General features: G+C 70.8%; 22 protein-coding genes. 3 read left to right on the top strand and 19 right to left on the bottom strand.

Annotation, left to right across the window (positions count from 1 at the left end):
- Positions 1–20 precede the first annotated feature (20 nt).
- Positions 21–599, top strand: coding sequence for a TetR/AcrR family transcriptional regulator (locus ACZ6KY_RS09030; RefSeq protein ID WP_469309635.1), 579 nt, complete (start codon positions 21–23; stop codon positions 597–599).
- Positions 600–803: 204 nt separating this feature from the next.
- On the opposite strand, the gene frc is transcribed toward ACZ6KY_RS09030, so the two are convergent.
- Complete coding sequence (frc, locus tag ACZ6KY_RS09025) at positions 804–2,060, bottom strand: formyl-CoA transferase (protein WP_469309634.1); 1,257 nt, start codon at positions 2,058–2,060, stop codon at positions 804–806.
- A 65-nt stretch (positions 2,061–2,125) separates the two neighbouring features.
- Complete coding sequence (oxc, locus tag ACZ6KY_RS09020; RefSeq protein WP_469309633.1) at positions 2,126–3,877, bottom strand: oxalyl-CoA decarboxylase; 1,752 nt, start codon at positions 3,875–3,877, stop codon at positions 2,126–2,128.
- A 178-nt stretch (positions 3,878–4,055) separates the two neighbouring features.
- Between oxc and ACZ6KY_RS09015 the strand changes: the two genes are divergently transcribed.
- Entirely contained in the window at positions 4,056–4,694 is a 639-nt protein-coding gene (locus ACZ6KY_RS09015) for an AMP-binding protein (RefSeq protein ID WP_469309632.1), read from the top strand.
- A gap of 127 nt (positions 4,695–4,821) precedes the next feature.
- On the opposite strand, the gene ACZ6KY_RS09010 is transcribed toward ACZ6KY_RS09015, so the two are convergent.
- Positions 4,822–5,754 (bottom strand): LysR family transcriptional regulator, encoded by a 933-nt coding sequence (locus ACZ6KY_RS09010; RefSeq protein WP_469309631.1) that lies wholly within the window; start codon positions 5,752–5,754, stop codon positions 4,822–4,824.
- A 497-nt stretch (positions 5,755–6,251) separates the two neighbouring features.
- On the opposite strand from ACZ6KY_RS09010, the gene ACZ6KY_RS09005 reads away from it, so the two are divergent.
- Positions 6,252–6,941 (top strand): GntR family transcriptional regulator, encoded by a 690-nt coding sequence (locus tag ACZ6KY_RS09005; RefSeq protein WP_469309630.1) that lies wholly within the window; start codon positions 6,252–6,254, stop codon positions 6,939–6,941.
- A gap of 372 nt (positions 6,942–7,313) precedes the next feature.
- On the opposite strand, the gene ACZ6KY_RS09000 is transcribed toward ACZ6KY_RS09005, so the two are convergent.
- From ACZ6KY_RS09000 to ACZ6KY_RS08925, 16 genes are all read right to left on the bottom strand, one after another.
- Entirely contained in the window at positions 7,314–7,865 is a 552-nt protein-coding gene (locus tag ACZ6KY_RS09000; RefSeq protein WP_469309629.1) for a beta-class carbonic anhydrase, read from the bottom strand.
- Positions 7,866–8,188: 323 nt separating this feature from the next.
- Positions 8,189–9,703, bottom strand: a complete 1,515-nt coding sequence (locus ACZ6KY_RS08995) for a DUF885 family protein (RefSeq protein WP_469309628.1) — start codon at positions 9,701–9,703, stop codon at positions 8,189–8,191.
- Positions 9,696–10,904, bottom strand: a complete 1,209-nt coding sequence (locus ACZ6KY_RS08990; RefSeq protein WP_469309627.1) for an ATP-grasp domain-containing protein — start codon at positions 10,902–10,904, stop codon at positions 9,696–9,698. The genes ACZ6KY_RS08995 and ACZ6KY_RS08990 overlap by 8 nt, the downstream gene beginning before the upstream one ends.
- A 3-nt stretch (positions 10,905–10,907) precedes the next feature.
- Complete coding sequence (locus ACZ6KY_RS08985) at positions 10,908–12,209, bottom strand: MFS transporter (RefSeq protein WP_469309626.1); 1,302 nt, start codon at positions 12,207–12,209, stop codon at positions 10,908–10,910.
- Positions 12,210–12,257: 48 nt separating this feature from the next.
- Positions 12,258–12,803: a cupin domain-containing protein gene (locus tag ACZ6KY_RS08980; RefSeq protein WP_469309625.1), complete on the bottom strand. Its 546-nt coding sequence runs from the start codon at positions 12,801–12,803 to the stop codon at positions 12,258–12,260.
- Positions 12,800–14,011, bottom strand: a complete 1,212-nt coding sequence (locus tag ACZ6KY_RS08975; protein ID WP_469309624.1) for an ATP-grasp domain-containing protein — start codon at positions 14,009–14,011, stop codon at positions 12,800–12,802. Before ACZ6KY_RS08975 ends, ACZ6KY_RS08980 begins: the two co-directional genes overlap by 4 nt.
- Positions 14,012–14,023: 12 nt before the next feature.
- On the bottom strand, positions 14,024–15,289 hold the full coding sequence (locus tag ACZ6KY_RS08970) for an ATP-grasp domain-containing protein (protein ID WP_469309623.1): 1,266 nt from the start codon (positions 15,287–15,289) through the stop codon (positions 14,024–14,026).
- A gap of 67 nt (positions 15,290–15,356) precedes the next feature.
- Positions 15,357–16,535 (bottom strand): aminotransferase class I/II-fold pyridoxal phosphate-dependent enzyme, encoded by a 1,179-nt coding sequence (locus ACZ6KY_RS08965; protein WP_469309622.1) that lies wholly within the window; start codon positions 16,533–16,535, stop codon positions 15,357–15,359.
- A gap of 3 nt (positions 16,536–16,538) precedes the next feature.
- Entirely contained in the window at positions 16,539–17,360 is an 822-nt protein-coding gene (locus ACZ6KY_RS08960; protein ID WP_469309621.1) for a 2,3,4,5-tetrahydropyridine-2,6-dicarboxylate N-succinyltransferase, read from the bottom strand.
- Positions 17,361–17,368: 8 nt separating this feature from the next.
- Positions 17,369–18,682 carry a diaminopimelate decarboxylase gene (locus tag ACZ6KY_RS08955; RefSeq protein ID WP_469309620.1) on the bottom strand — a complete coding sequence of 438 codons (1,314 nt, stop codon included), beginning with the start codon at positions 18,680–18,682 and terminating at the stop codon, positions 17,369–17,371.
- 44 nt (positions 18,683–18,726) lie between these two features.
- On the bottom strand, positions 18,727–19,425 hold the full coding sequence (locus ACZ6KY_RS08950; RefSeq protein WP_469309619.1) for a class I SAM-dependent methyltransferase: 699 nt from the start codon (positions 19,423–19,425) through the stop codon (positions 18,727–18,729).
- Between the two features lie 12 nt (positions 19,426–19,437).
- Positions 19,438–20,820, bottom strand: coding sequence for a hypothetical protein (locus tag ACZ6KY_RS08945; protein ID WP_469309618.1), 1,383 nt, complete (start codon positions 20,818–20,820; stop codon positions 19,438–19,440).
- Positions 20,821–20,874: 54 nt separating this feature from the next.
- On the bottom strand, positions 20,875–22,482 hold the full coding sequence (locus ACZ6KY_RS08940) for a GMC family oxidoreductase (RefSeq protein ID WP_469309617.1): 1,608 nt from the start codon (positions 22,480–22,482) through the stop codon (positions 20,875–20,877).
- Positions 22,482–23,360 carry a TauD/TfdA dioxygenase family protein gene (locus tag ACZ6KY_RS08935; protein WP_469309616.1) on the bottom strand — a complete coding sequence of 293 codons (879 nt, stop codon included), beginning with the start codon at positions 23,358–23,360 and terminating at the stop codon, positions 22,482–22,484. Before ACZ6KY_RS08935 ends, ACZ6KY_RS08940 begins: the two co-directional genes overlap by 1 nt.
- 47 nt (positions 23,361–23,407) lie before the next feature.
- Entirely contained in the window at positions 23,408–25,249 is a 1,842-nt protein-coding gene (gene asnB / locus ACZ6KY_RS08930; protein ID WP_469309615.1) for an asparagine synthase (glutamine-hydrolyzing), read from the bottom strand.
- 268 nt (positions 25,250–25,517) lie between these two features.
- A complete protein-coding gene (locus ACZ6KY_RS08925) occupies positions 25,518–26,228 on the bottom strand; it encodes a 4'-phosphopantetheinyl transferase family protein (RefSeq protein WP_469309614.1) in 711 nt (236 codons plus the stop codon).
- Positions 26,229–26,233 lie beyond the last annotated feature (5 nt).

The following is a 26,233-nucleotide window of genomic DNA, read 5'->3' as shown; positions in this document are numbered from 1 at the left end:
GATCCAGCCGGGAGGCAGCAGTGACGGCACAGCCGTTCCCCGTCAGCGAGATCGTCGCGTCCCGGCGCCCGCACCGTAAGGACGCGGCCCGGAACTACGACGCGCTGCTGGCTGCCGCCCGCGAGGCGTTCGCGGAGAGCGGCGCCGAGGCCTCCCTGGAGGACGTGGCCCGCCGCGCGGGCGTCGGCATCGGCACGCTGTACCGGAACTTCCCGACCCGCCGCCATCTCTTCGAGAGCGTCTACGCGGGCGAGGTGGACGATCTGTGCCGGATCGCGGAGGAGGTCGCCGACCAGGAACCATGGGTGGCACTGACGTCATGGCTGCGCCGCTTCGTGGACTACACGGTCACCAAGCGGGCCATCCGCGAGGCCCTCAACGGCGAGTCGGAGATCTTCCTGGCCTGCCGGGAATCGATGTACGCGGCCGGCGGCCCCCTCTTCGAGCGCGCCCAGAAGGCCGGCGAGGCGCGGGCCGACATGGACTTCGACGACCTGCTGCGCATGGTCTCGGGCATCACCGCGACGAACTTCCTCGACGACGCCCAGCGCGACCGCGTCCTCTCGGTGGCACTGGACGGGGTCCACGCCCCCCGCTGACCGGATGGACCTGTCGGGGTCCGCGCCACCGCCTGGACGCACGGGCTCGTGGCCGTGTGACCGGCGGACACCGTGCCGTGGGGCGCGACACCTGACCCCCTTGACGCCCGTGCCCCGCGAACGGATGCCGTTCGCGGGGCACTTGGGTATGCGGAGCACTTGGGTTCGGGGGCACTCGGGCGTGCGGGACGGTTGGGCGCCGGGTCAGGCGACGACCTTCCCCTCGTGCAGCTTCCGGATGGCGTCCGCGTCGTAGCCGAGATCCGCGAGCACCTCGTCGGTGTGCTCCCCGAGCAGTGGCGCGCCGGTGATCTCGGGCTTGAATCCGGAGAACTTGATCGGGCTGCCCACGGTCAGATAGGTGCCGCGCTCCTTCTGCTCGACCTCGACGATCGTGCCGCTCCTGCGCATGTCGGGGTCCTCGGCGAGCTCCTTCATGCTGAGGACGGGCGCGCAGGGCACGTCGAAGGTGCGCAGGATGTCGACGGCCTCGTACTTGGTCTTGTCCGCCAGCCACTTCTCGATCTCGCCGAAGACGCCCATGATGTGCGGCTGACGGGCCACGGCGGTGTCGTACTCGGGATCCTCGGCCCACTCCGGCCGGCCGATGGCCTCGCAGGTGCGGACCCAGTTCTGTTCCTGGACGGTGAAGTAGATGTAGGCGTTGGGGTCGGTCTCCCAGCCCTTGCACTTCAGGACCCAGCCGGGCTGTCCGCCGCCACCGGCGTTCCCCCCGCGCGGTACCGCGTCGCCGAACTCGCCGTTCGGGTACTGCGGGTACTCCTCCAGGTAGCCGACGCGCTCCAGGCGCTGCTGGTCGCGCAGCTTGACCCGGGTCAGGTTGAGCACGGCGTCCTGCATGGACACCGAGACCTTCTGGCCGAGCCCGGTCGCGTCGCGCTGGATGATCGCGGTCAGCAGGCCGATCATCAGGTGCATTCCGCTGTTGCTGTCGCCGAGGGCCGAGCCGCTGATGGTGGGCGGTCCGTCCCAGAACCCGGTGGTGGAAGCGGCGCCGCCGGCGGCCTGGGCGACGTTCTCGTAGACCTTGAGGTCGTTCCACTTGGACTCGTCGTTGAAGCCCTTGACGGAGCCGAAGATCAGGCGCGGGTTGAGCGCGTGGATGTGCTCCCAGCCGAGGCCCATCCGGTCCATGGCGCCCGGCGCGAAGTTCTCCACCAGGAGGTCGGCCTCGCGGATCAGCTTCTCCATGACCTCCTTGCCCTCGGGGGACTTGGTGTCGATGGCCAGGGACCGCTTGTTGCTGTTCAGCATGGTGAAGTAGAGGGCGTCGAGGTCGGGGATGTCACGGAGTTGACGGCGCGTCACATCGCCTCCGGCGACGCGCTCGACCTTGATGACGTCGGCGCCGAACCATGCGAGCAGCTGCGTGCACGCGGGACCGGCCTGGACGCCGGTGAAGTCGATCACCTTGATTCCGGCGAGCGGCTTTTCACTCATGGTGGATTCCTTCTCGTGAATGATCTCGGTGCGTAAGCCGGCTGTGGAGGACGGGAGTTCGGGGATCACTTCCTGGCCGGCGTGATGGTGCCGACGGTGATGCCCTTCGGGTTCAGGTGCGCGATGTGGCCGCTCTCGGTCCCGGCGGAGGGGTCGATCACGCAGTCGATGAGCGCCGGACCGCCGGAGGCCAGCGCCTCGGTGAGCGCGGCGGTCACCTCGGCGGGCGTGGTGGCGCGGTAGCCCTTGCCGCCGAACGCCTCGATCATCCGGTCGTGCCGGGCCGCGAGCATCAGGGTGGTCGGCGCGGGTGCGTCGTCGAGGGGGTTGACGTCGTCGCCGCGGTAGACACCGCCGTTGTTCATGACGACCGTGACGACGGGCAGCCCGTAGCGGCAGATCGTCTCCAGCTCCATGCCGCTGAACCCGAAGGCGCTGTCGCCCTCGACGGCCACGACCGGGGCGCCGCTCTCGACGGCGGCGGCGATCGCGTAGCCCATGCCGATGCCCATGACACCCCAGGTGCCGCTGTCGAGGCGGTGCCGCGGCACGTGCATGTCGATGACGTTGCGCGCGATGTCCAGCGCGTTCGCGCCCTCGTTGACGATGTACGTCTCCGGGCGCCGGCGCACGACGTCCCGTACCGCCTTGAGGGCGCCCATGAACTGCATGGGGTGCGGGTCGGCCTTCAGTCGCTCCGCCATCCTCGCGACGTTCCGCGCCGACCGCGCGCCGAGTTCCTCGCGCCAGGCGGCGGGCGCCACGATCCGGCCGGGCTTGGCGCGCTCGGCGATCACGTCGAGCACCGACTCGATGTCTCCGACGAGGGGGGCCGCGATGGGCTGGTTGCTGTCCATCTCCCTCGCCTCGATGTCGACCTGGATGAACCGGGCGTCGGGGTTCCACTGCGGTGCCTCGCCGTGGTTCAGCAGCCAGTTGAGGCGGGCGCCGACGAGCATGACGACGTCGGCCTTCTTCAGGGCCAGCGAACGGGCGGTGGCCGCCGACTGCGGGTGGTCGTCGGGCAGCAGGCCCTTGGCCATCGACATCGGGAGGTAGGGGATGCCGGTGGACTCGACGAACTCGCGGATGCGGTCGTCGGCCCGCGCGTACGCGGCGCCCTTGCCGAGCACCACCAACGGCCTCTCGGCGCCCGCGAGCAGCTCGATCGCGCGGTCGACCGCCTCGGGTGCCGGCAGCTGGCGCGGCGCGGGGTCGACGAGCCGGCTCAGTGTCCTCGCGCCCGCCTCCGCGTCCATGATGGAGCCGAGCACCGCGGCGGGGATGTCGAGATACACACCGCCGGGGCGCCCGGAGACCGCGGTGCGCAGCGCGCGGGCGATGCCCCGGCCGATGTCCTCCACGCGGCCCACCCGGTAGGCGGCCTTGCAGAACGGCTGCGCGGCGGCGAGCTGGTCCATCTCCTCGTAGTCGCCCTGCCTGAGGTCGACCAGGTGCCGCTCGCTGGAGCCGGAGATCTGGACCATGGGGAAGCAGTTGGTGGTGGCGTTGGCCAGCGCGACCAGACCGTTGAGGAAGCCCGGCGCGGACACGGTCAGGCAGATGCCGGGCTTCTTCGTGAGGTAGCCGGCCGCCGCGGCGGCGTGGCCCGCGTTGCTCTCGTGCCGGAAGCCGAGGTAGCGGATGCCCCGCGCCTGCGCGAGGCGGGCCAGGTCCGTGATCGGAATGCCGACGACCCCGTAGATGGTGTCGACGTCGTTCATCCTCAGCGCGTCGACGACCAGGTGGTACCCGTCGGTGAGCTCGGTCGTCACGTCGGCGTTCGCCGCGGTCTCCGGAGTCGAGGGGGCGGTCATGGTCCGAGGTCCTCCTTGGGCGGGTCCTGCCTCTGCGCCTGCTCCTCCCACCTTCCGCGGCCCGCTCGCCCCCGTCCAAGACCCATCGGCGACCAGCCGATAAACACCGTCTATCGACGGCAGGTCCGGGCCTCGCGACTCCCTTGACAGACCGCTGCTATCGGCCGTTCGCCAGTACGTGTCGGACGTGCGCCGGGTGCCGCCGCAGGCTCGCGGCGGGCCGCTTCGCCGAAGCGGTGAGCCGCCGCGGCGGAGGACGACGCTTCATCGAACTGGCGTGAGGGGGTGGGGTCATGGCAGTTCCGGCCGCGGCATCGGTGCGCGACGCGGACAGGTACCGGCCCCCGGCGGTCACGGGACTCGCCGGTCTCCTGGACCGGCAGGTGCGCGAACGCCCGTACGCCCGTGCCCTGATCGTCACCGGGGACCGGGTGCCTCTCTCGTACCGGGCTCTCGACGCCCTGGCGGACGGCGTGGCGGACGGCTCGGCGCGGCCGGGCTGCGCCGGGACGACGCGATCGGTCCGATCGGTGCCAACACCGCGGAGTTCGTGGTGGCGTTGCCGGGTGCGGCGCGGGCCGGTGCGGTGGTCGCGCCGCCGCACCCCGCGCTCCCGGGACCGGAGTTGTCCGCCCGGCTCGACGCTCTCGGCGCATCCGCCGCTCTGATCGGTCCGCCGGTGGCCGACGGCACCGCGGGTTCCCACCTGGCCGCTGCGGGTGGAGGCCTCCCGGGCGGGGACGGCGTCGGTCGTGCTCGACACCGCCGCCCGGGTACGTCAAGTAAGCCGCTCGGCACGGGAGTTGTCACCGGATGACGCTCCGCCGTGTCACCGCACGCGACGCTCGTGCCGCCGTGTCACCACACACGACACTCGCTCCACCGGGTCAGCCCGAGCACTGCTCGCTCCACCGAGTCAGCCCAGGCGCTGCCCGCTGCCGCCGTCACCGCACGCGACGCTCGTGCGGCAGGGGCTGCCCGAAGAAGTCGTCCAGCGCCAGGCCCGTCGCCGCGTTCACGAAGGCCCGCGCGGCGACCGAACCCGGGGTCGCCGCGTGGATCGCCACCGAGACCTGGGCGCCCGCTTCCGGATCGACCAGCGGCAGCGCGCGCGTCCTGCCGACCACCGGCATCGCGCGCAGCCAGGTGTGCGGAACGATGCTGGCCCAGTCGCCGCCGCCGACATGGGCGTAGAGCGCGGCGATGGAGTCCGTCTCCACCTGGGGCGTCACCACGAAGCCCTTGTCCGCGAAGACGCCGTCGATGATCTGGCGGATGCGCATGTCGGGGGTGAGCAGCGCGAGCGGCAGTTGGGCCGCGTCCGCCCAGGTCATGGCCGAGGTCTGGGACATGAGCTGGTCGTCGGAGACCAGCAGCATGTACCTCTCCTGGTAGAGCGGGACCACCTGAAGGCCCTCCTGGTCGCCCGGATCGAAGTGGGCGATGGCCACATCGAGCTCGAAGTCGCGGAGCTGGCGGTGGAGTTCCTTCGTCGACAGACGCGAGCGGACCTGCACCTTGGCCAGCGGGTGCGCCGCGCAGAACGCGGCCACGGGCATCGCCAGGGTCGTCGAGGCCGTGGGGTCCGTCCCGAGGCGGAGCGTCCCGGTGATGCCCGACTGCACGGCGGCCACCTCGGCCTTGAACGCGTCCTGTTCGGCGAGGATCCGCTTGGCCCATACGACGAGCCGTTCGCCTTCGGGTGTGAGGCCCTGGTAGTTGTGCCCGCGGTTGATGAGCGTGACGTTCAACTCCCGCTCCAGCTTGGCGATCGCAGCCGAGAGCGCGGGCTGCGAGACGTAACAGGATTCCGCGGCCCGCGCGAAGTGCCGCTCCCTGGCCACCGCCACGAAGTACTCGAGCTGCCGGAACAGCATGAACGACTCCTCTCTCACCGGCACCACGCACCGGCACCGCGGACGGACCGAACGCCTGGCCCGTGATCATCCCGAGCGCACCGAGCCTGCCTCGCTCCGCCTTCCGTCACGCGGGTCCCCGGCGACGCTTGCGGGAGACTGGGAGGCTACCCCATACAGGCTTTTGCATACAGAACTCAATCGGACTCAATCCCGTTCAGGAGAAGGCGACTTGGCCGCGCGGGAACGCGACTCGGCTGCGCGGGAGCCGGCACTCGGCCCCGCGGAAACGAGGAGGAACGAGCGGGTCGGCAGGGCCGCGCACGCCTGCGACCTGCCGCAAGACCGGCGTCGGGCGACGCGGACGGCGCGCCCGGCCGACCGGGGACCGCTCCCGAAACAGCCGCCATCTTGCATACCAAAACCTGTATGCTGACGCGGCCGCCGGCAACCCTCTCGGCGGCCACCTCTCGGCAGAGCCGTCGGCCCCGCGGGCGCGGTGGCAGAACGGGGCTCCCATGCGTGAGGCACTCACCGCCGCCGCGTCCCGGCGCGTCACCCGCCCGGCGCCGCTGCGGCAGGCCGTGTACGACGCCCTGACCGAGCTGATCGTCAACGGCTCGCTCAAGCCCGGCCAGCACCTCGTCGAGGCGGAGCTCGCGGAACACCTCGGGGTCAGCCGCCAGCCCGTACGCGAGGCGCTGCAACGACTCCAGACCGACGGGTGGGTCGACCTGCGCCCCGCCCAGGGCGCCTTCGTCCACTCCCCCACCGAGGAGGAGGCCACCCAACTCCTCGGTGTCCGCGCGGTCCTTGAGACCTACTCGGCCCAACTCGCCGCGCAGCACGCCAAGCCCGAGGACGTCGAACGGCTCTGGGAGCTGCACCAGGAAGGCGTCGACGCCCTCGCCGCGGGCGATGTCGAGCGGCTGGTCGCGGCCAACACCGCCTTGCACGCCTTCATCACCTCCATCGCCGACAACGCCGTACTGGCCGAACTGATCGCGGGCGTCAGCCAGAAGGTGCGCTGGTACTACACGCCGATCGCCCGGCCGCGCGGCAAGGAGGCCTGGAACGAGCACGCCCAGCTCATCCGTGCCATCGCCAAGGGCGACGCGGACCGCGCCGGCGAGGTCATGCGCAAGCACACCGAGCGCACCACCGGCTTCTACCGCAAGCAGCTCGCCGCCAGGGCGCCCCGGAGCTGACCGGACGAACCCTCGCGCGGGACTCGTCACGCTGTCCGCCGGTCACCTCGCCGGCCGGGCCGGGGTCACGTCGACGCGAGGGAGTCGGCGAAGCGACGGCCGGCGGCCACCTCGCCACACCCCCAGGAACCTCCGCGCGATTCGATGGCGGCCACCCGGCGAAGTGGGACGCGAGCACGGTGGCGGTCCCGGAGGTGAATCCCAAGAGGGACGGCCCAGGGAGGGGATCGAGACGCGCCTGGGCGTCGGCTACCGGCCCGGTCTCTCACGCGAAGGGAACGGCCGAGGCCGCCGCCCGACGAGCCTTGCGCGCACGGCAGCTGAGGCCCCCTTGCCGCGGACTCCCGCCCGACCGCAAGAGGGCTGGAAACCTCAGGCTCGCGGCTCGATCTCCCGCAGCAGCCCCGTCGTGACGTCGAAGACGAAGCCCCGCACATCGTCGGTGTGCGGCAGGAACGGTGACGTGCGCACCCGCTGCATCGACTGCCGTACGTCCTGATCGACGTCCCGGAAGGCCTCCACCGCCCAGGCCGGCCGCTGCCCGACCTCCATCTCCAGCTCGTGCCGGAAGTCCTCGGTGAGACTCTGCAGGCCGCAGCCGGTGTGGTGGATCAGTATGACGCTGCGGGTGCCGAGCGCGCGCTGGCTGATCGTCAGGGAGCGGATCGTGTCGTCGGTGACGACACCGCCCGCGTTGCGCACGGTGTGGCAGTCGCCCAGTTCGAGACCGAGCGCGGCGTGCAGGTCGATCCGGGCGTCCATGCAGGCCACGACGGCGACCCGCTGGACCGGGCGGGCACCCATGCCGGGGTCCACGAACCCGGCGGCGTACGCGCGGTTGGCCGTCACGAGCCGGTCGATGACCGTCCCGCCGTCCGGAAGACGGTTGTCGGACTGGGCGAGACGGGGAGTTGGAGTCGACATGGTGGGCTACCTCACTCCGGTCGATATCGAAAAGACCACTCGTCACGTCGCGAACACATGATCGCAAGCACGCGGTCTCGCCCACAGACGGAACGCCGTGGACTCGACCGCATCGGTGAGCATTCCCACGGGGTGCCTCATCAGGCACCCATCCGGCGCCCATCGCGGACCGGGGCACCCGGGGGCCCGGGGAGCCACGTAGCGATGCGCGGCACATGATGCATACAGTATGGAAACTGGGCTACGGCCCGGAAGGGCGCACAAGCCGCTGGAGCGGTGAGCCCGGTCGGCTCGGGACCGGCACGCTCCCGAGCCGACCGGGCTCAGGCGGCGAGGTCGCCGACCACCGCCCGTTCGATCAGGCCGATCGGGGGCATGCCGAGCCCGAGCAGGGCGTCGTGGAATCGCCGGTGCGTGTAGGAGTCCCCCCAGCTCCGCCGCGCGAGTCGGCGCACCCGCCGGATCTCCAGCTTCCCCAGCGTGTAGCGGCCGTAGGTCGCCTCGACAGTGCCGCGCCCGGCCTCACCGAGGGCCGCCGTACCGCGCAGGAAGGCGTCCTCCTCGAAGCGGGAGGCGGCATCCGCGACCGAGAGAGCGCCGGTGTGCAGGCCGATCGAGCAGGCGAGACGGGTCACGCGCAGCAGCGCCTCGACGGCCGTCCCGATGACATAGAGCGGGTCGCCCGCCCGGAAGCGCTCCTCGACGAGGAGTTCCTCGGTGTAGTGCGCCCACCCCTCGACGAACGCGGGCGACTCCAGGGAGCGGCGCACATCGCTGGTGAGCGCCCGCAGCGCGCGGCCGTGCGCGTAGTGACCAGGGGTCACCTCGTGCACGGTGATCGCGGGCAGCGAGGTACGGCTGAACACCGCGAGCCAGTCCGCGGCCTCCTCCGCCGACCACGCGGGGTCGGGGGGCACGATGTAGTACCAGCTGGGGGCGTCGGGCTCGTAGGGCGCCGACCACGACATCATCGCCTGGGCGAACGCGCGCGAAGGCGGAGCGGGTCCGACCTCGCAGACCCCGCCGGGATCCCCGATCAGGTTCCTGCCGACGGAGAAGGCCGTGATCTCACCGATGAGGGCCGAGGCTTCCTTGAAAACGCCCTCGGCGGTGTCCGGGTGGTCGCGCAGCAGTGCGGGCACCACCTCGGCGGCCCTCTCCCCGGGAGCGTGCCGCTCGACGGCCTCCGCCAGCAGCGCGCGCAGCCTCGCGCGCTCCCGCTCCGCGGTCTCGGTCAGCTCGGTGAGGTCGAAGGCGACGCCCTCCCCCGCGCCGAGCAGCCGCAGGAACAGGTCGGATCCCAGAGCGGCCGACGGATCGCCGTCCCGCGCGGCCTTCTCGACATGGGCGGTCAGCCGCCGCACCGCCGCGAGCGCCCCCGGGTCCCGCACTCCCGACGCGAGGCCGCGGACCGCGGGCAGCGACGCGGTGGCGACCGGTGCCGACACCCGGTCGAGGGCTTCGAGCGCGTTGTCGACCGCGTCCGGCCAGAGCGCGAGGTGCCGCTCCCTGGCCCGCCGGCGCTCCTCGAAAGGCGCGTACTCCCGGTCGTAGCACGCGAGGTCCATGGCGGCGACGTGCAGGAGCGGGTCCCGGCGGTGCACCTGCGCTTCGGCGAACCGGATGCGCAGGCCCTCCTCGTGGGTCTCGGTCACCGCGGCGTCGAACGCGTCGCCGGGCAACGGGCCGATGCCCAGTTGTGCGAGCGCGGCGGCCACCCCGGCGGGCGACAGGTCCTGGACCCGGGCGTCGTAGGCGTGCGCTCCGACGTACTCGCGGGCCCGTGCGAAGTCGAGGTCCAGAGCGGCGCGGACGCGCCGGTCACCTGGCTCAGCCATGCCGTGCGACCTCTCCGCCGTGCCCGGTCGTCACCACGAGGGTGCGCCGGACGTAGTCGAGTGCGCTCTCCAGTTCCGCCCGGTCCTCGGCGGCGAGCACGACCTGGCCGACCCGCTCGCCCGATGAGCGGGCCGGGGCGATGACGTCGCCGGGACCGACCGTCACCTCGGCGTCCACCACACAGGGGTGAGCGAGGATGCCGTCGAAGCCCTCGACCGCGGTGACCACCCCGGTGTTCCCCGTGGGCAGGTAGCTCGCGGAGTACCGGACCGGCCCCCGAGGCGGCTCCGGCAGCTCCATGCCGAGCGCCATCCGGACCACCATCTCGTACCAGTCCACGTCGTACGCCAGCGCGAGCAGATCCATGAGCCGGTCGCCCGGGGTGCGGACCGCGACCTCCATGACGGCGGGTCCGCGCTCGGTGAGCCTGAACTCCAGATGGACGATGCCGGTCCGCATGCCCAGGGCTTCGACGACGTCCGTGCCGAGTTCGGAGACGGTCACCCGGGTGGCGTCGTCCACCTCGACCGCCGTACGGTGTTGCGTCTCCACGAAGTACGGCGGCCCCGTGGTCTCCTTCGCGGTCAGGTTGGCGAACCAGACCTTTCCGTCCCTTACCAGCGCCTCCCAGCTGAACTCCGGTCCGGACACCGCCTGTTCGACCAGGAGCCTGCCCTCGCAGGCGCGTCGCGCCGCGGTCTCGTCGTACGCCCGGGCGTCCTGGACGAGCTCGACCCCCGCGCTGCCCGCGGAGGACAGCGGCTTGACGACCACGGGGAAGTGCTCCCCGGCCCAGGCGTCGGCGTCGACGAGCCGTTCGGTCACCAGATAGGCGGGCTGGCCAATGCCCGCGGCCGCGAACCGGGCCCGCTGGAGCGCCTTGTTGCGCGACAGCGTCGCCGCCCTCAACGAGGGTCCCGGCAGCCCCAGTTCGTCCTGGATCAGTGCGGCGGCCAGCACATGCGGCTCGCTGAAGGCCACCACCCCGTCCGGCCGGGCGGTACGTACGGCCGCGCTCGCGGCTTCGGCCCACAGTTCGTCCGAACCGCCGCGGCACACGGTGATGTCGTCGACCTCACCGGCGAGCGACTCCGCCCGCTCGGCCGTCTCGACGGCGTGCACCAGGACACCGAGCCGCCGGGCCGCAGCGGCGTAGGGCCGTCCCGTCAGTCCCACTCCGACCAGCAACAGCCTCTGCATGGGTCAACTCTCCTGTGATTGCTTCATCGCGGTGCCGGGCGCCGGATCCCCGGGCGTCGATTCGTCCGCGATGGTGGTGGTCAGAATCCGTCCCGCCCGGCCCGCGATCACCACGACCGCGAGACCGGTGAGGACGAAGCAGGCGGCCAGGCCGGCCCAGCCCGCGTCGCCGGTTCCGATCACCGACCAGGTGAGCAGCGCGGGTCCCGCGGCGGAGATGCCGCTGGTGCCGAGTTCGTAGACCGACAGGTAGTACCCGCGCTGGTCCTCCGGGGCCAGCGCGTAGGACAGCCGCCACGCGCCGACCGACTGCCAGATCTCGCCCAGCGTCAGGGCGACGGTCGCGGCCACGATCAGGACGGTCGCCCACACCGGTCCGGTGCGGGCGCTCAAGGCCAGCAGCAGGCAGCACCCGGCCAGGCACCAGCCCGACCACTGCTGGCGCCTGGCGGCGCTCGGCAGGTCCGAGGAGCCACCGCTCAGCCGGACCTGAAGAACGATGACCAGGACCGTGTTGAGTACGACGACGGCTCCCACCACGACGGAAGGGGCCTCGGTCTTGGTCACGACCCACAGGGGAAGCGCCACGGTGAGCAGGACGGAGTGCAGGAAGAGCACTCCGTTGAGCCCGGCGAGCGCCAGGAACAAGGGGTTGTGCACCTTCATGACGGACGTGCCGGCGCGCTGACGGCCGGTCGTCACGTTCGCCGCCGCGGGCAGCCGGGACAACAGGACCGCGGCCGCGAAGAACGTCGCCGCGTCCGCGAACACGAGACCGGTGAAGGCCGTCGCGCTGTTCGTCACCAACGCCACCGAAGCGAGCACCGCGCCCAGGCTGAAGCCGACGTTGCGGACGGAGGCGATCACCGCCATGGTCCGCACCCGCGTCCGCTCCCCCTCCACGGCGCCGACGATGCCCTGGACGATCGGGCCTCCGCCCCACTCCGCTATGCCGATGAGGAAGGCCACCACGAAGAAGACCCCGGGCTCGCGGGCGAAGGGGTACACGACGAAGCACACCCCCCGCCACGAGTACAGGGCCACGATGGCGCGTTTGCCGCCGATCCGGTCCGCCAGCCGGCCCACCGGGACCATGCCGAGGAATCCGGCGAGACCGGCGAAGGTCAGCCCCAGACCGATCTGAACGGTGGACAGTCCCAGCACCCGGGTGAAGAACAGGGCTGAGCCCGCGATGAACAGACCCGTGCCGACGGAGTCGACGAACGACGCCGCGATGAGCCGCCGGGCGCTGTGTCCGGCGGGCAGCCACGACCGGAAGCGGGCTCCGAGGTTCCTGTTGCTCATGTCGTTGCTCTGCTTCCTCCGCACGGCGTGCGGACGGCCGGGCGGCGGTCAGGAGTCACGGACGGCGCCGATGCCCACGAAGCACATGAGGGCCGCTCTCTCGCCGCGGTTGTGCCAGGCGTGGCGGGTTCCCAGCTGGACGACGCAGGTTCCCGGGGTCACCAGGACCTCGTGGCCGTCGTCCAGTTCCAGGTGCAGCTCGCCCTCCAGGCAGACGGCGTAGTCGAGCGTGTCGGTGGTGTGCATCCCGGTGTCGCCGGGCTCGAACACCTCTCTCAGACCGGGCAGTTTCTCGTCGAGCTCGGCGACCAGCTCGACGGGATCACCGACCGGACCGGAAGTGGTGGACGCGGGCTCGTACCGCGCGAAGAGCAGGCGCGTACCACCGCTGCCCGCGAAGAAGGGCAGGGTCCTGGGCTGCCGGGGTCCGGTGCCGACGGTGGCGCCGCCGTCCTCCGTGCCCCACAGCAGAAAGAACTCCGAGCCCGGATAGGCGCCCACGGTGACCGGCGGGACGGTTTCGTCGGTGAGGACCGCGGAGACGCCGTCGGTGGTGCGGGCGGCGACCACGAGGCGAGGCTGGAGATTCGTCACGGGCCCTCCGCCGGTGCCACGGTCACCGAGGCGAAGAAGTCGGTGAGGAACCGTTCCAGTACGCGTGCGGGCGCGGGCCCGACGACACCGGCGATCGGCACGTCGGAGTCCGCGTACGTGATGACGCCCTTGATCGGCTCGTCGGCTCCCCGCTGGAGCCAGCGCAGGACCACGGGATCGTCCCGGAATGCCTTCTCGCCCTCGATACGGCAGTACCGCGAGCCAAGGGTGTGCCCCGGTACCGCGAACCAGCCGTACCGCTCGTCCGGACCCGCGACCCGTACGGGGGGACGCTCGCCCGGCCCCTCCACCATCAGCCGGACCTGGGCGGACGGCATGTGCACCCCGGTCGCCAGCTCGAACGTGTCGACCACGTCGGCGCCGCCGACCCGTGCCCCCACTTCCAGGAAGGCGAGACCTTCGGGGGTCTCGAACGCCTCCAGGTGGAAGGGGCCGTCGTCGATGCCGACCGCGCGCAGACAGTCGAGGGTCCATTCGACGGTCTCCGGCACCGTGTCGATCTGCACCGAACCCAGCGGTCTGCCCTGCGCGTACTCCAGGCAGGTACCGACGTACCGGCTCGTCTGGACGGCGACGGGCTCGCCCGCCGCCAGCAGTCCGTCGACGTGGATGACGGGCCCCTCGACGAACTCCTCGATCTCGAATGCGTCGAGGTCTCCCGGCAGACCGCCGCCGCGCGCCGCCGCCAGCGCGTCGGCCACCGTCCGGTACGCCGAAACTCCCTCGCTGGACGCGCCGCGGAGCGGCTTGAGGATGGTGCGGCCACTCCAGGGCAGCGCGGTCGCGCCCTCGGCCAGTGCCGTCGTCAGCGGGGCGCAGTGCGGAGTCCGCAGTCCGGCGGCCGCGACCGCCGCCTTCATGACGAGCTTGTCCCGGGCCGGCATCACGTCGGCGACCTTCGGGCCCGCGACTCCCAGCGCCTCGCGCACCTCGGCCGCCGCGAGCAGGTCGTACTCGGACAGTGTGACGACGAGGTCCGGTTTCGGGAGACCGGCGACCGCCGCGAGCACCTCGGTCGCGGTGTCACCGGTGCCGGGACGTTCGATCCGGCGGGCCGGCACGCCCTCGGGGAGGGTGGCCAGCCGGTCGGGGGCACTCACATAGGTGACCTCGTGCGCCGTGTGGTCGATGGTCTCGGCGAAGCGCACGAACGAGTCCGGTATGCGGTGCATGACAAGGATGTGCATGAACAACCTTTCCTACTCGGCGGATTCACGGGCGGCCGAGGGCTCGCCGACGGACAACCGGAGCGCGTTCTGCGCCCGGTCGAGAGCGGCTTCGCAGGCCTCGGCGGTCGAGGCCACCGCCGTCGCCAGCGCGATCCGCCCGTCGATCAGGCCCTTGCGAGGCGGGGAGACCACCTCTCCGCGGCCGACCAGCGGCTCCAGCCGGTCGATCTCCGCGGGCAGCCCGGCCCGGTCGAAGTCCACCGACTCGATCACCGTGTCGTTCCGCTGCGGGTAGAAGAACCGCACCCCGGCGAAGGCGGCTTCCGACGGAGCCGTCACCGGGGGCCTGCCGCAGGCCACATCGGCCGCGGCCAGCCCCGGATCCACGCCCGAGGCGCGCATGCCGAGGTACGGGATGAGGTCGCCGCCCAGCCGCCCGTTGACCTCGATCAGCTTCGGGCCGTCCGGAGTCAGCTTGAGTTCTGTGTGCGTCCACCCGTCCGTGACGCCGAGGGCCAGGTGAATGCCGGTCAGCGTGCGCAACAGGTCCGGGTCCGACAGCAGGGGGTCGGCGCCGCTCACCCGGTGCCCGGTCTCCTCGAAGTACGGCGGGAAGCCGACCTCCTTGCGGCCCACGAAGACCGGAGCGACCCGGCCCTCGAACACGGCCGAGTCGACACTGATCTCCGGCCCCGCCAGGTACTCCTCGACCAGGACCACCCGGTCGAAGTCGGGCGTGTGCGGGACCGGGACGTCACGCGTGGCACTGAACTGGTCGGCCAGTTCGGCGGCGTCCCGCACGAGCACGACCCCTTGACTGCCGCCTGCGGCACGGGGCTTGATCACCACGGGATAGCCGAGGCGGTCCGCCGCGGCCAGCGCCTCCTGGAGATTCCCCACCAGTTCGAACGCCGGCTGGGGGAGCTTCTCGGCCTCCAGCGCGGTCCGGGTCGCGAACTTGTCGCGGCAGCGGTGCACCGCCGCGGCCCGGGTGCCCGGCAGCCCGAGTTCCTCGGCGACCAGGGCCGCCTGCACGATGTGTTCCTCGTGCCAGCTCATCACCCCGGACACCGGCTGCTCGGCGGCGATCCGCCGGGCGGCGGCCAGGACGGACCGCGCGCCCGTGTCCGGCACCACCGTGCCGCCCGCCAGATAGGGGCGCTCCCAGCCGGGCGCGACGGAATCGATGAGGTGAACGCGGTATCGGGTGGCTATCGAACGCAGCAAGTACTCGCGGTAGCGCTGGAGACCGCTGGTGATCACCAGCAGCAGCGGCTTCTCCTCGGGGCGCGTCATGGGGAGGTGTCCTTGGGGTCGAGGATGGATGGTCGGTCCGCGTCGCCGGTACGACGACGAGCCCCGCTCAGGGGGCACCTGCGGCCATGGCGCGGCGAAGGCGCTCCAACGCCTCGCGCATCAGGGGCTGTTCGTGAACGAGGGCGATCCGAAGGCGGCCCGTGCCCGGGTTGGCTCCGTCGCTCCCCTCGGCCCCGAGGTAGCGGCCCGGCATGACCGAGAGGGCACTCTCGCGCCACAGGTGACGGGCGGTGGCCTCGTCGTCCTCCACCGGCAGCCAGAGGAAGAATCCTGCCTCGGCCCGGTGGTAGCCGGGGACGTCCGCCAACCGCGCGTCCGCGAGGTCCCAGTTCCCGGCCAACGCCCGCCGTGTCCGCAGCACATGGGCCTCGTCCCGCCACAGTTGCGCCGCCACGGCACAGACCGGCAGCGGGGTCGACACCCCGCACACCTGGTTGTAGTACCCGTAGTCGGAGACGGTCTGCGGGTCGCCGGCCGCGAATCCGCTGCGCAGCCCCGGCGCGCCGGAGCGCTTGGACAGACTGTGCAGTACGAGGAAGCGCCCCGGCTCCACCATCCTCCGCTCCACGAGGGAGAGGTAGCCGGGCGGAGCAGCCCCGAGGAACAGGTCCGTGTAGCACTCGTCGACGATCAGGAGGGCCCCGGCCGCGGCGGCGGTCTTCGCCACGTCCTGGAGGAAGGACTCCGGGAGGATCTCGCCGCCCGGGTTGCCCGGATTGCACACGAGGATCGCGGCGACGGGGGCACCCGCCGCGGCGACGGCATCCCGGACGGGGCCCGGATCCTTGCCGTCGAGGCCGTAGTACACGGGCCGGGCGCCCGCCGCCACGGCGGCGGCGTGGTACGTCGGGTAGAAGGGGTTCGGCATGACCACCACCGCCTCACCGCCGCCCCGGACCTGCCGCACGGCACGGTCCACGGCGACGGCCACGGCCTGCTTGGTCCCCGGAGTGGGTTCGACCGCGAGGTCCCCGCCCGACAGGATCTCCCGTACGCCGAAACGGCGTTCGAGCCACCCGGTGTACGCCGTCCGCAGCTCGGCGGTACCCCCGAGCTGCGGATAGCGGGTCCACCCCTCGGCTGCGACCAGGGGTGCGACGTCGGCCCCCAGGGCCTCCAGCCGGGACTCGCCCAGGTGGAGCTGGATCGGGTCGAGCCCCGGCGGCGTGGGAATGCCGAGCTGCAGGTCACGCAACCGTGCGAAGGCGCCGCGTACAAGGTTCATCGCTCAGTCCCGCACCAGATCGTTCAGCGCGGTCTTGCCCCGGGTCCGCTCGTCCGCGTACTTCACGATCACCGCGGCGTAGGTCGAGATCTCCGGCCGACCGGGGTCGGTGCGCGCGCCGGCGACGACCACCGCGTCCTTTGGCACCTCGCCCCGGAGCACCTCGCCTGTCGCCCGGTCGACGATGGGCGTGGACGCTCCCAGGTACACGCCCATGCCGATCACGGCTCCCCGGCGGACCCGGACGCCTTCCGCGACCTCGCTGCGCGCGCCGATGAACACGTCGTCCTCGATGACGACGGGGTTGTCGCCGATGGGTTCGAGCACGCCGCCGATGCCCGCGCCTCCGGAGATGTGGCAGCGCTCTCCGATCTGCGCGCAGGAGCCGACGGTGGCCCAGGTGTCGATCATGGTGCCCGCGCCGACGTAGGCACCGATGTTCACGAAGGACGGCATGAGCACGACCCCGGGCGCGACGTACGCGCCGTGCCGGACGACCGCCCCCGGAACCACCCTGATCCGGGACTTCTCGAAGTCGGACTCCTGCCAGGCCTCGAACTTCAGGGGCACCTTGTCGAAGCTCTTGGGCCGGCCCGTACCGGAGTCCGCCAGGGCGTTCCGCTGCGCGGGGAAGGAGAGGAGGATCAGCTTCTTGACGAAGGTGTCGGCGGCCCAGTTCCCGTCCACCGGGTTCGCGGCCCTCAGCTCACCCCGGTCGAGGGCGTCCAGGCCCGCCTCGATGTGCGGTGCGAGCTCCGCGAGATCCGCGCCCGTCAGTTCGCCACGGCGTTCGAAGGCGCTCTCGATCAGTGCTCTGGAATTCATGCTGCCGCTCACCCCTGTGCTCCGTGTTCTGTCCGTGCCGCCTGCGCGTACTGCGCGGCCGGCGCCGCGGAAGGGCCCGTCGCCGTGCTCAGGACCGGCACCGGCCGGGGCCGCACCGTGGCGAGGTAGTCGTCGAAGCTCTCGGCCCGGCGGATCTCGACGACATCGCCGTCCGTGGTCAGCAGGAGCTCCGCCGGCCTCAGCCGCCCGTTGTAGTTGAAGCCCATCGCATGGCCGTGGGCCCCGGTGTCGTGGACGATCGCGATGTCCCCGTCCCGGGGGTCGGGGAGTTCTCTGTCGACCGCGAATTTGTCCATGTTCTCGCAGAGCGCGCCGACCACGTCGAACCGCGATGCGGGGCGTTCGCCCGCGAAGGGAAGGCTCAGGTGGTGGTAGGCCCCGTAGAAGCCGGGGCGCATCAGCGCGGACATCGAGGCGTCCACGCCGACGATCTCCCGGCCCTTGCTGCAGCGGTTGATCACGCTGGTCACCAGCACGCCGTGCGGCCCCGTGACATAGCGCCCGCACTCCATCACGATCCGGGGACTCGACCGCGGGAAGCAGCGGCGGCGCGCCGCGAGGATCGCGTCCGCGTAGACCTTGAAGTCGAGCGCCTGGTCCTGCGGACGGTAGGGGATGCCCAGGCCGCCGCCCACGTTGACGTATTCGAGCTCGATGCCGGCCGACTCCGCGACCCTGGCGCCGAGTTCGATCACGTCCACCGCGGCCCGGACGGCCCGGTCCACGTCCAGCTCGTTGGCGCTGATCATGCCGTGAATCCCGAAGCGGGTGGCGCCGCGCCGCTTCGCCTCTCGGTAGGCGTCGGCCAGTTCGGGGACCGGCACCCCGAACTTGGTCGCCGCCGCGTCCCCCATGAGACGCGAGCCCGCGGCGAGACCGTGCGGCGAGACCCGGAAGGCGACCGTCTCCGGCAGGGTGTCGGCCTTGGCGAGGAACGAGCGGTCGTCGAAGGTGACGAGCGCCCCGGCCTTGAGCGCGAGCTCGTACTCCGCCACCGCGGTGTTGTTGGAGGTGAACACCACGTCGCGGCCTTGCGCACCGACGCTCTGCGCCAGCTCCAACTCGACCGGCGAGGCGCAGTCGAGCCCGCTCCCCTCGGCCAGCAGCAGCGACAGGATGTGCGGGTTAGGCAGTGCCTTGACGGCGAAGTACTGGCGGTAGGGCTCTCCTTCGAAGGCCGCCGCCATGGAGCGGTGGGTGTCGACGATGCCGCGGGCGTCGTAGATGTGGAAAGGAGTGCCGTGACCTGCCACGATCTCCTTGAGCAGCGGTAGCAGACGCCGCGAGAACCCATCCGGCATGGGCAAGGTGGTTCCCCCTCTGATGTGGGACGGGTGTCCCGTCCTTACGGAACGCGCACGATGCAGATCGTGCGGTTGCGCATACCGCTGATGGGCCGCATGTACGGGAAGTAGTAGCTCTCCACCGTCAGGTATCCGAGGTCGGCGAGTCGCGCCTGGAGGTAGTCCTTGGAGATGAACCAGAAGTCCTCCACCCGCTCGTGGGGGGCGAACGCCACCTGGGAGTCCTGGGGCGCGTCGTTGGAGAACACCAGGACGGTGCCGGACTTCAGGCCGAGGTCCGCCAGTTTGGCGAGCGCGGGGGCCATCTCCTTCTCGCTGTCGAAGAGGTGGCCGAGGAAGCCGTCCGCGTAGATGGCGTCGGCGCCGGCGACGTCCGAGGGGAGCAGCGTGTAATAGTCGGCGGCGAACGCGTCGACGCCCTTCTGCCGGGCCAGTTCGACGGCCTCCTCGTTGAAGTCGATGCCGCGGACCACCCGGTTGAGGCCGGCTATCACTCCCTCCACCGCCGCGTTGCCGCAGCCGATCGAGAAGACACTCGCCCCGTCCTCCGTCAGGGAGAGCAGCTTGAGCGCCATGTGCGAGCGGTACTCGGGCACGTAAGTGGACGGGGTGATGGAGTCGTTGAAGGCTCCGCCCTTCTCCCATATGGCGTAGATGCTCGCCTCGTCCTCGCCCACGGAGCGCTGCGCCGTGTAGTAGTCACGGACCCGGTCGAGGTCCTGCTGCGTCTCAGCGATCATCGTGTTCCTCTTTCAGGCAACCGGGGTGGCGGCGGCGTAGACGTGCTCTTGGGTGTATTCGACGGACTTGAGGGGGGTCCGGCCGAGCTCCTCGACCAGGGCCGCCAGCGGAGCGGCCGTGGACGGTCCGAAGGACCGGTGCAGCCGGACGGCCCTCTCGGCCTCTCCGGCGAGCAGGGTGTCGGCCAGGACGCGGGCCAGCGAGCGCAGACCCGCCAGGACGGTGGAGGAGTCACCCACGAGGCGAGGTCCGTTCTCCCGGCTCACCTCAAGGGCCCCCAGCTGGGCGAAGTAGGAGAGCTGGAGGAACATGCCGTCGCTGTCGGGGAAGTGGCCGAGGCCTCGGTCGAGATACCGCAGGCACTCCGCCAGGTAGTACGCGACGCAGTCCGCGGGGTCGATGCCGAGGCGCGGCGCCCACACGTCGGCGAGGATCAGGATGCCGAAGACATCGGCCGCGACCTCCTGGAGGACCACCGAGGCCCAGCGGTCGGACGAGTTCAGTTCCTTGAAGTCGGTGGCCGGCCGGTGGACGAAGTGGCCCAGCTCGTGACTGAGGACGCCCAGGGTGGGAATGGCCGCGAAGCGCGGGTCGGCCGGGTCGAGTTGCGCGTCGGCCGTGAGGAACTTCGCCGCCAGGGGCGCCGAGACGCTCTCCAGCAGCGCCCTGTGGGTGTTGCCGAAGTAGTAGGTCTTCTTGAAGGGCGAGTACTTCACGCCCTCGTCCTCGGGGAGGAAGTACGCGATGTGCTTGGGATGGAGGTTGCCCTCGCCCGCCATGAAGAACAACTCGGCCACCCCGAAGGCCGGCAGATCGCCGATCCGCAGGTCGGCGTGGAGCCGCTTCAGATAGGCGGCCGCCTCGTCCTTCTCCGCCAGGGCTTGCGCGACCAGAAGCCGGCCCTCCTCGACACCCCGGCAGCCGAACGCCGTCGGCAGCCCTCTGGTCTCCTTGCCGTACCAGGTGGAGACCTGGCCGGCGACAACCGTGAACTCCTCTTCCAGGGAGGCGAGTTCCTGAAGGATGGTGTCGTCGTAGCCGTCCTGGACGGCGTTCGCGCGGAGCTCGATCGCCCGCCGGTCGGCCTTGCCCGGCAGGTGCTTCCCGAGGTCGCGCATGGCCTCGGCGACCGGCAGCGGGTCGTTGAAGCGGCGGCGGGCGGGAATGCCGATCTCCTTCACGCGCAGCCACTCTGCCTCGACGGCCGACTTCAGGACCGCCAGGCTCTGACGGAATCCGTCCCCGAGGCGGGGGGTGGCGTCGGCGAGGTCCAGGCAGCTCAGCGTGTAGGCGTCGGCCGGCGGCCAGAAAGCGCTGCGGTGCGCGCGGTACGAGCCGGTCCTGCCGAGGTTGTGTTCGTAGTCGAAGCGATCGGCCGTGCGCTCTTCAGGCATTGAACTCCCCATTCTGGAAACGGGCATGGGCGAAGCGGGGCGGGCGCTTCGCCGCTACGCCCGGGTCTGCTCTCTGAGGTCCTCCAGGACCATGGCGGCCCCTTTTTCGCCGATCATCATGCTCGCGGCGTTCGTATTGCCCGAGACCATGGCGGGCATGACGGACGCGTCGATGACCCTGAGGCCGTCCACACCGTGCACGCGCAGCCGTTCGTCGACCACCGCTCCGGGGTCGTTGCCCATGCGGCAGGTGCCGACCGGGTGGTACGAGGTGTCGCCGTGGGCCCGGGCGTAGGCGAGCAGTTCGTCGTCGGTGCGCACGTCGTTGCCCGGCGTCAGCTCGAACGCCCGGTACTTGTCGAGGCTGGGCTCCTCCATGACGCGTCGGCCGATGCGCATTCCGGCGATCAGCGTGGCGCGGTCGAGTTCCGTGTCCAGGAAGCGCGGCCGGATCGACGGGGGCGTCAGGGCGTTCCGCGAGCGGATGTGGATGGAGCCCTTGGACTCCGGGCGGAGCGGGTAGACGCCCAGCGTCATTCCGGGAGAGGTGTCCAGCCGTCTGCTGGAAGCCTCGCCGTAGCTGGCCGGGGCGAAGTGGAACTGGATGTCGGGGCGGGTCTCGGTCTGCGAGGACCGGACGAACCCGTACCCCAGCGCGATGGGCAGGCTGAGCAGCCCGCGGCGCTCCCGTACGTACTGCGTGATCTCACGGGCCAGTCCCAGTCCCCTGGAACGCTCGTTGAAGGTGATCGGCCGGCGGACCCGCCAGCGCAGCCGGGCCGCGAAGTGGTCGCGGAAGTTCTCGCCGACACCCGGCAGATGGTGCACGACCGGCACCCCGGCCTGGCCGAGGACGTCCGCCGAGCCGACTCCGGAGAGTTCCAGGAGCTGCGGGGACTGGACGGTCCCGGCGCTGACGATCACCTCTCTGCCGCAGTCCGCGGCGCGCTCGGTGCCGCCGGCCCGGAATCTCACACCGGTGCATCGCCGTCCGTCGAACCGCAGGGACGTGACGTGCGCGTCGGTGACCAGGGTGAGGTTCTGCCGCCTCCTGGCCTTCTTCAGGTAGGTGCCGCCGGCTGAGGAGCGCCGGCCCTCCTCGTGGTTGACCTGGTAGTAGCCGAAACCCTCCTGGTCACCGGAGTTGTAGTCCGGGTTCTCCCGGTAGCCGGACTTGACGGCCGCCATGAGGAAGGTGTCGGTCAGCTCGTCGCGGTCACGCGGCGGTCCCACCGAGATCGGGCCGCTCCGGCCGCGGCTCTCGCCTTCGAGGTCGAAGGCGCGCTCCATACCGCGGAAGTAGCCCACCACGCCGTCCCAGGACCAGCCGGGGTTGCCCATGCCTTCCCAGTCGTCGTAGTCCTCGCGCTGCCCCCGTACGAAGATCATTCCGTTGATCGCGTTGGAACCCCCGAGCAGGCGCCCGCGCGGAATGCTCACGCTCCGGCCGTCGATGGTGGGGTCGGCATCGGTCTCGAAGCACCAGTCGTACTTCGGGTTGCCCATCAGGACCGTCTCGGCGGCGGGGATGCCGAGCAGCGGGCTGCGCCGCTCGCTCCCCGATTCGAGCAGCAGCACCCGGACCGACGGGTTCTCGGTCAGCCGTCCGGCCAGCACGCAGCCCGCGGCTCCCGCGCCGACGATGATGTAGTCGTATCGCATCACTTGTCAGCCGCCTGTGGGGCGTGCTCCGGCCCCGCGGGGAGTCGCCGGCCCGCGATGGTCGTCCGGTGCATGAGCCTGCGGTGCTCGACATGGTCGTAGTACGTGGCCCTGTGCATCGCGCTTCGGTTGTCCCACAGGACGATGTCACCGACCTGCCACTGGTGGCGGTACGTGAAGCGCGGCTGCACGGAGAACTCCTGCAAGAAGGTGATGAGCGGCGCGCTCTCGTCCTCGGACAGGCCCTCGATGCGCCACGGCACGTTGCCGCCCGCGTAGAGCGCCTTGCGCCCGCTCACCTCGTGGACGCGGACCAACGGGTGGGTGATGTCGATCCACTCGGCGCGCTCCCGCTCGGTGGGCGCCGGGCGGTCGGGGTAGTTGTACGGCCGGGACCGGACACGGCTGATGACGACCTTGAGGTCCTCGATCCGCTCCTTGACGGCCGCGGGAAGGGCGTCGTACGCGGCGATCATGTTGCCGTACCACGTGTCTCCACCCACCGGGGGAACCTCGCGGGCGTACAGCATGGAGCCGACCGGCGGGTCCGCGAGATAGGCTCCGTCGCTGTGCCACACCCGCCCGCTGTAGGCCGAGCCGATCGGCTTACCGTCCTTGGCGATGTTCGACAGGATGAGGATCTCGGGGTACTCGCTGTCGTTGAACTGCGAGCGGGTGTAGGCGTAGACCTCGCCGAAGCGCCGGGTGAATTCGATGTGTTCGGCGGGCGTCATGTCCTGGCCGCGGAACAGAAGAATCGTCGTATCGATCCAGGCCTGGTAGATCCGGTCGAAGTCCCGGTCGGATATCCGACCTGTCACGTCGACTCCGCGGACTTCCGTACCGATTCCGTCGGTGATGGGGACGAGTTCAAGCATGAAGGGAGACTCCCTGGAGTTTCTACTATGACGTCAGACGATCCCGGTCAGGGCAGAGCCACCTGGTACTCGTCCATCCAGTTGCGCATTTCGACCAGTTGAATGAGCAGGGCTGCCTGGTTGGAACCACCGGGTAGTTCACCGCGTACCGCGTTGGCGCTGATCTGCTGGATCAGACCGCCGAGCCCTTCGCCGTCGAACATCCACGACAGCGGGGAGGCCTTGTCGTTGACGATCCACGACGCCTCACGGATGAGCTCCTGGTCGTACACGGGGTTCTGCACATGCGGATAGGCGCTCTTCTTCCGGTTCACCGTGCTCGCCGGAAGGACGTCCGCCATCGCCGCCTTCAGCAGACCCTTCACCCCGCCCCGGGACTTCAGCTCCCAGGGCACGTTCCACACGTACTCGACGAGCCGGTGGTCGCAGAACGGAACCCGCACGTCGAGTCCGTGGGCCATGCTCATGCGTTCCTTGCGGTCGAGGATCACCGCGAGCGGCCCGGACAGCCCCAGATAGAAGACCTCCCGCAGCCGGGCGTCCTCGGGACTCTCGCCGGCAAGACGCGGAACGTTTCCCAACAGCTCGGAGTAGCGGGCGCGTTCGTCCTCCTCCGGGTCGATCTCGGCCGTCAGCTCGGGCGACAGGAAGCGCGACAGCCGGGGCCCGTCGCCGAGCCAGGGGAAGGTGTCGCGGCCCACCACGTCCTGCTTGAAGAAGTACGGATAGCCGCCGAAGACCTCGTCCGCGGCCTCACCCGTCAGTGCCACCGAGCAGTTGCGCCGGATCTGGTCGAAGATGAGGTACATCGACGCGTCGAACTGGCCCCAGCCCGGCAGGTCGCGGGCGCGTCGCGTCGCGGGGATGACATCCAGCAGGTCCTGCACCGCGGCCGTGAGGGTGGTGTGCCGGGTGCCGATGAACTCGGCGGCCGCAGCGGCGTACGGGGCGTCGATGTCCGGCCGGAGCTCGGTCGACACGAAGTGCGCCGGATCGCTCTCGAACTGGACGCAGAACGTCTCCAGTTCACTGCTCGGATCGTCCTTGCGCAGCGCCCGCATCGCCAGCGCGGCGACGGAGGTCGAGTCGATGCCGCCGGAGAGCATCGCTCCCAGCGGGACGCCCGTGACGAGCTGCCGGCTGACCGTGTCGTCGAGCAGCTCGCGCACCCGGTACGCCGTGCGCTCGAAGGAGTCGCGGTGCGGCTCACTGACGAGCTCCCAGTAGCGGCGCCGGGCGAGTCCTGTCCGCGTGTACGTCAGCACATGCGCGGGCGGCACCTCGTGCAGCCCCTTCAGCGGGGTCTCGCCCGGCAGGCTCAGCCGCGGCTGGAGGACGATGGGGAGCTTGGAGACGTCCAGTCGCGCCTCGAAGCGCGGGTTGGCGATGATCCCCTTGGGTTCCGAGGCGAAGAGAATTCCGCCGGGATATTCGTAGTAGTAGAGCGGCTTGACGCCCATACGGTCGCGGCCCAGGTGCAGCCGGTGGTTCCTGCCGTCCCAGATCGCGAAGGCCAGCGCTCCGTTGAGGCGGTCGGCGAATTCGGCTCCCCAGAGGAGGAACGCCTGGAGGAGGGCCTCGGCGGTGGAACCGTTCCTGAGCTCACCGCCCGCCGCCTCGATGTCCCGCCTGAGCTCGTCGCGGTTGTAGACCTCGCCGGCATGGGCCACGTACACCGTGCCGCGGCCGGTCTCGGCCCGTGCGGGCCGCACGTCTTCGGCCGATCCCGAGGCGGCCAGGCCCCGGTGTCCGATACCGGCCCGCGTGGACAGCCACACGTCCTGGGTGTCCGGTCCCCTGAACCGCATCGCCTCCGTCATCGAATGCAGAATGCGACCCTGTTCACCGAGATCACGCCGGAAATCGATCCAGCCCACCACGCCACTCATCCACTTCACCTCCTGGGTAGTCGAAGAACTCTTCATCGGTGTCAAGAAACGTGCGTGCGTCGGGACGGCGAAGGGTGGAGATCCACCGGAAGGAAAGAGCGGCCCACTACCCGGGTTCTTCTCGGCCAGGAGAATTCGGCACCTGGAATAACGGTGCCAGACGGGCTGCCGGACGAGTTCGTCGTCTTGGTGCATCAAGTTGCCATGCAGCTTGATGCACCAAGGAATCAAGGGCATCAAATCGGACATAGGTCTCTTCGCGGCTGCCTCACACGGCGGGTGTCCTCACGGCCACCGCCGTGCCGACCGTCCCCTGGCCAGGACGGCCGAGGATCCGCCAGCGCCCGGCGAAGCCGTCGATCCGCACGCCGGCCACCACCGGCCCCGGGACCCGCAGGGCGGCGGCGAACGTCCCGCGGTCCGCGTCCAGCGCGATCTCGCAGTCCTCGAACCCCAGCCACCGCCCGGTCAGCGGGAACCACGCCTTGAAGACGCTCTCCTTGGCGCTGAACAGGACCCGGTCCCAGGCCACTTCGGGGTGCGAGCCGGCGAGCCCCGCCAGAGCCCTTCGTTCCTCGGGCGAGGTCACCGCCCGCTGGACGCCCGTGGGCAGCGAGGCGTGTGGTTCCGCGTCGATGCCCACGGACGCGACCGCACCACCGCGCGCCACGGCAGCCGCCCGGTATCCCTGACAGTGGGTCATCGCGCCGACGACGCCCCGCGGCCAGCGCGGCGCGTTCCTGGCCCAGTCGGCCCCCTCCTGACAGGGCAGGACAGGGGCCGACGGCACGCCCAGTCTGAGCATGGCGGTGTGCGCGCACATCCGTACCGTGGCGAACTCCCGTCGTCGTTCCGCGGATCCGGCCCGCTCCATGAGCGCCCGCTCCTCGGGGAACAGTTCGAAGGCCGGCGGATCCGCGAAGGCCTCGACGACCTCGACCGGCGCGGGCAGCAACCCCGCGAGGAGCGTGTGCCGCACCACTC

The organism is Streptomyces sp. NPDC042002, from assembly GCF_055588305.1.
The sequence above is the reverse complement of the archived record's forward strand: the minus strand, read 5'-3'. Positions and strand labels throughout refer to the sequence as shown.

What these genes read in the sequence shown, in the direction of transcription:
- ACZ6KY_RS08935 (WP_469309616.1), bottom strand. Translation starts at nt 23,360, where the DNA reads ATGCTTGAACTCGTCCCCATCACCGACGGAATCGGTACGGAAGTCCGC.
- ACZ6KY_RS08950 (WP_469309619.1), bottom strand. Translation starts at nt 19,425, where the DNA reads ATGATCGCTGAGACGCAGCAGGACCTCGACCGGGTCCGTGACTACTAC.
- ACZ6KY_RS09000 (WP_469309629.1), bottom strand. Translation starts at nt 7,865, where the DNA reads ATGTCGACTCCAACTCCCCGTCTCGCCCAGTCCGACAACCGTCTTCCG.
- ACZ6KY_RS09005 (WP_469309630.1), top strand. Translation starts at nt 6,252, where the DNA reads ATGCGTGAGGCACTCACCGCCGCCGCGTCCCGGCGCGTCACCCGCCCG.
- oxc (WP_469309633.1), bottom strand. Translation starts at nt 3,877, where the DNA reads ATGACCGCCCCCTCGACTCCGGAGACCGCGGCGAACGCCGACGTGACG.
- ACZ6KY_RS08960 (WP_469309621.1), bottom strand. Translation starts at nt 17,360, where the DNA reads ATGAATTCCAGAGCACTGATCGAGAGCGCCTTCGAACGCCGTGGCGAA.
- ACZ6KY_RS08955 (WP_469309620.1), bottom strand. Translation starts at nt 18,682, where the DNA reads ATGCCGGATGGGTTCTCGCGGCGTCTGCTACCGCTGCTCAAGGAGATC.
- ACZ6KY_RS09010 (WP_469309631.1), bottom strand. Translation starts at nt 5,754, where the DNA reads ATGCTGTTCCGGCAGCTCGAGTACTTCGTGGCGGTGGCCAGGGAGCGG.
- ACZ6KY_RS08945 (WP_469309618.1), bottom strand. Translation starts at nt 20,820, where the DNA reads ATGCCTGAAGAGCGCACGGCCGATCGCTTCGACTACGAACACAACCTC.
- ACZ6KY_RS08940 (WP_469309617.1), bottom strand. Translation starts at nt 22,482, where the DNA reads ATGCGATACGACTACATCATCGTCGGCGCGGGAGCCGCGGGCTGCGTG.
- ACZ6KY_RS08990 (WP_469309627.1), bottom strand. Translation starts at nt 10,904, where the DNA reads ATGCAGAGGCTGTTGCTGGTCGGAGTGGGACTGACGGGACGGCCCTAC.
- ACZ6KY_RS08995 (WP_469309628.1), bottom strand. Translation starts at nt 9,703, where the DNA reads ATGGCTGAGCCAGGTGACCGGCGCGTCCGCGCCGCTCTGGACCTCGAC.
- ACZ6KY_RS08985 (WP_469309626.1), bottom strand. Translation starts at nt 12,209, where the DNA reads ATGAGCAACAGGAACCTCGGAGCCCGCTTCCGGTCGTGGCTGCCCGCC.
- ACZ6KY_RS08965 (WP_469309622.1), bottom strand. Translation starts at nt 16,535, where the DNA reads ATGAACCTTGTACGCGGCGCCTTCGCACGGTTGCGTGACCTGCAGCTC.
- frc (WP_469309634.1), bottom strand. Translation starts at nt 2,060, where the DNA reads ATGAGTGAAAAGCCGCTCGCCGGAATCAAGGTGATCGACTTCACCGGC.
- asnB (WP_469309615.1), bottom strand. Translation starts at nt 25,249, where the DNA reads ATGAGTGGCGTGGTGGGCTGGATCGATTTCCGGCGTGATCTCGGTGAA.
- ACZ6KY_RS08970 (WP_469309623.1), bottom strand. Translation starts at nt 15,289, where the DNA reads ATGACGCGCCCCGAGGAGAAGCCGCTGCTGCTGGTGATCACCAGCGGT.
- ACZ6KY_RS08975 (WP_469309624.1), bottom strand. Translation starts at nt 14,011, where the DNA reads ATGCACATCCTTGTCATGCACCGCATACCGGACTCGTTCGTGCGCTTC.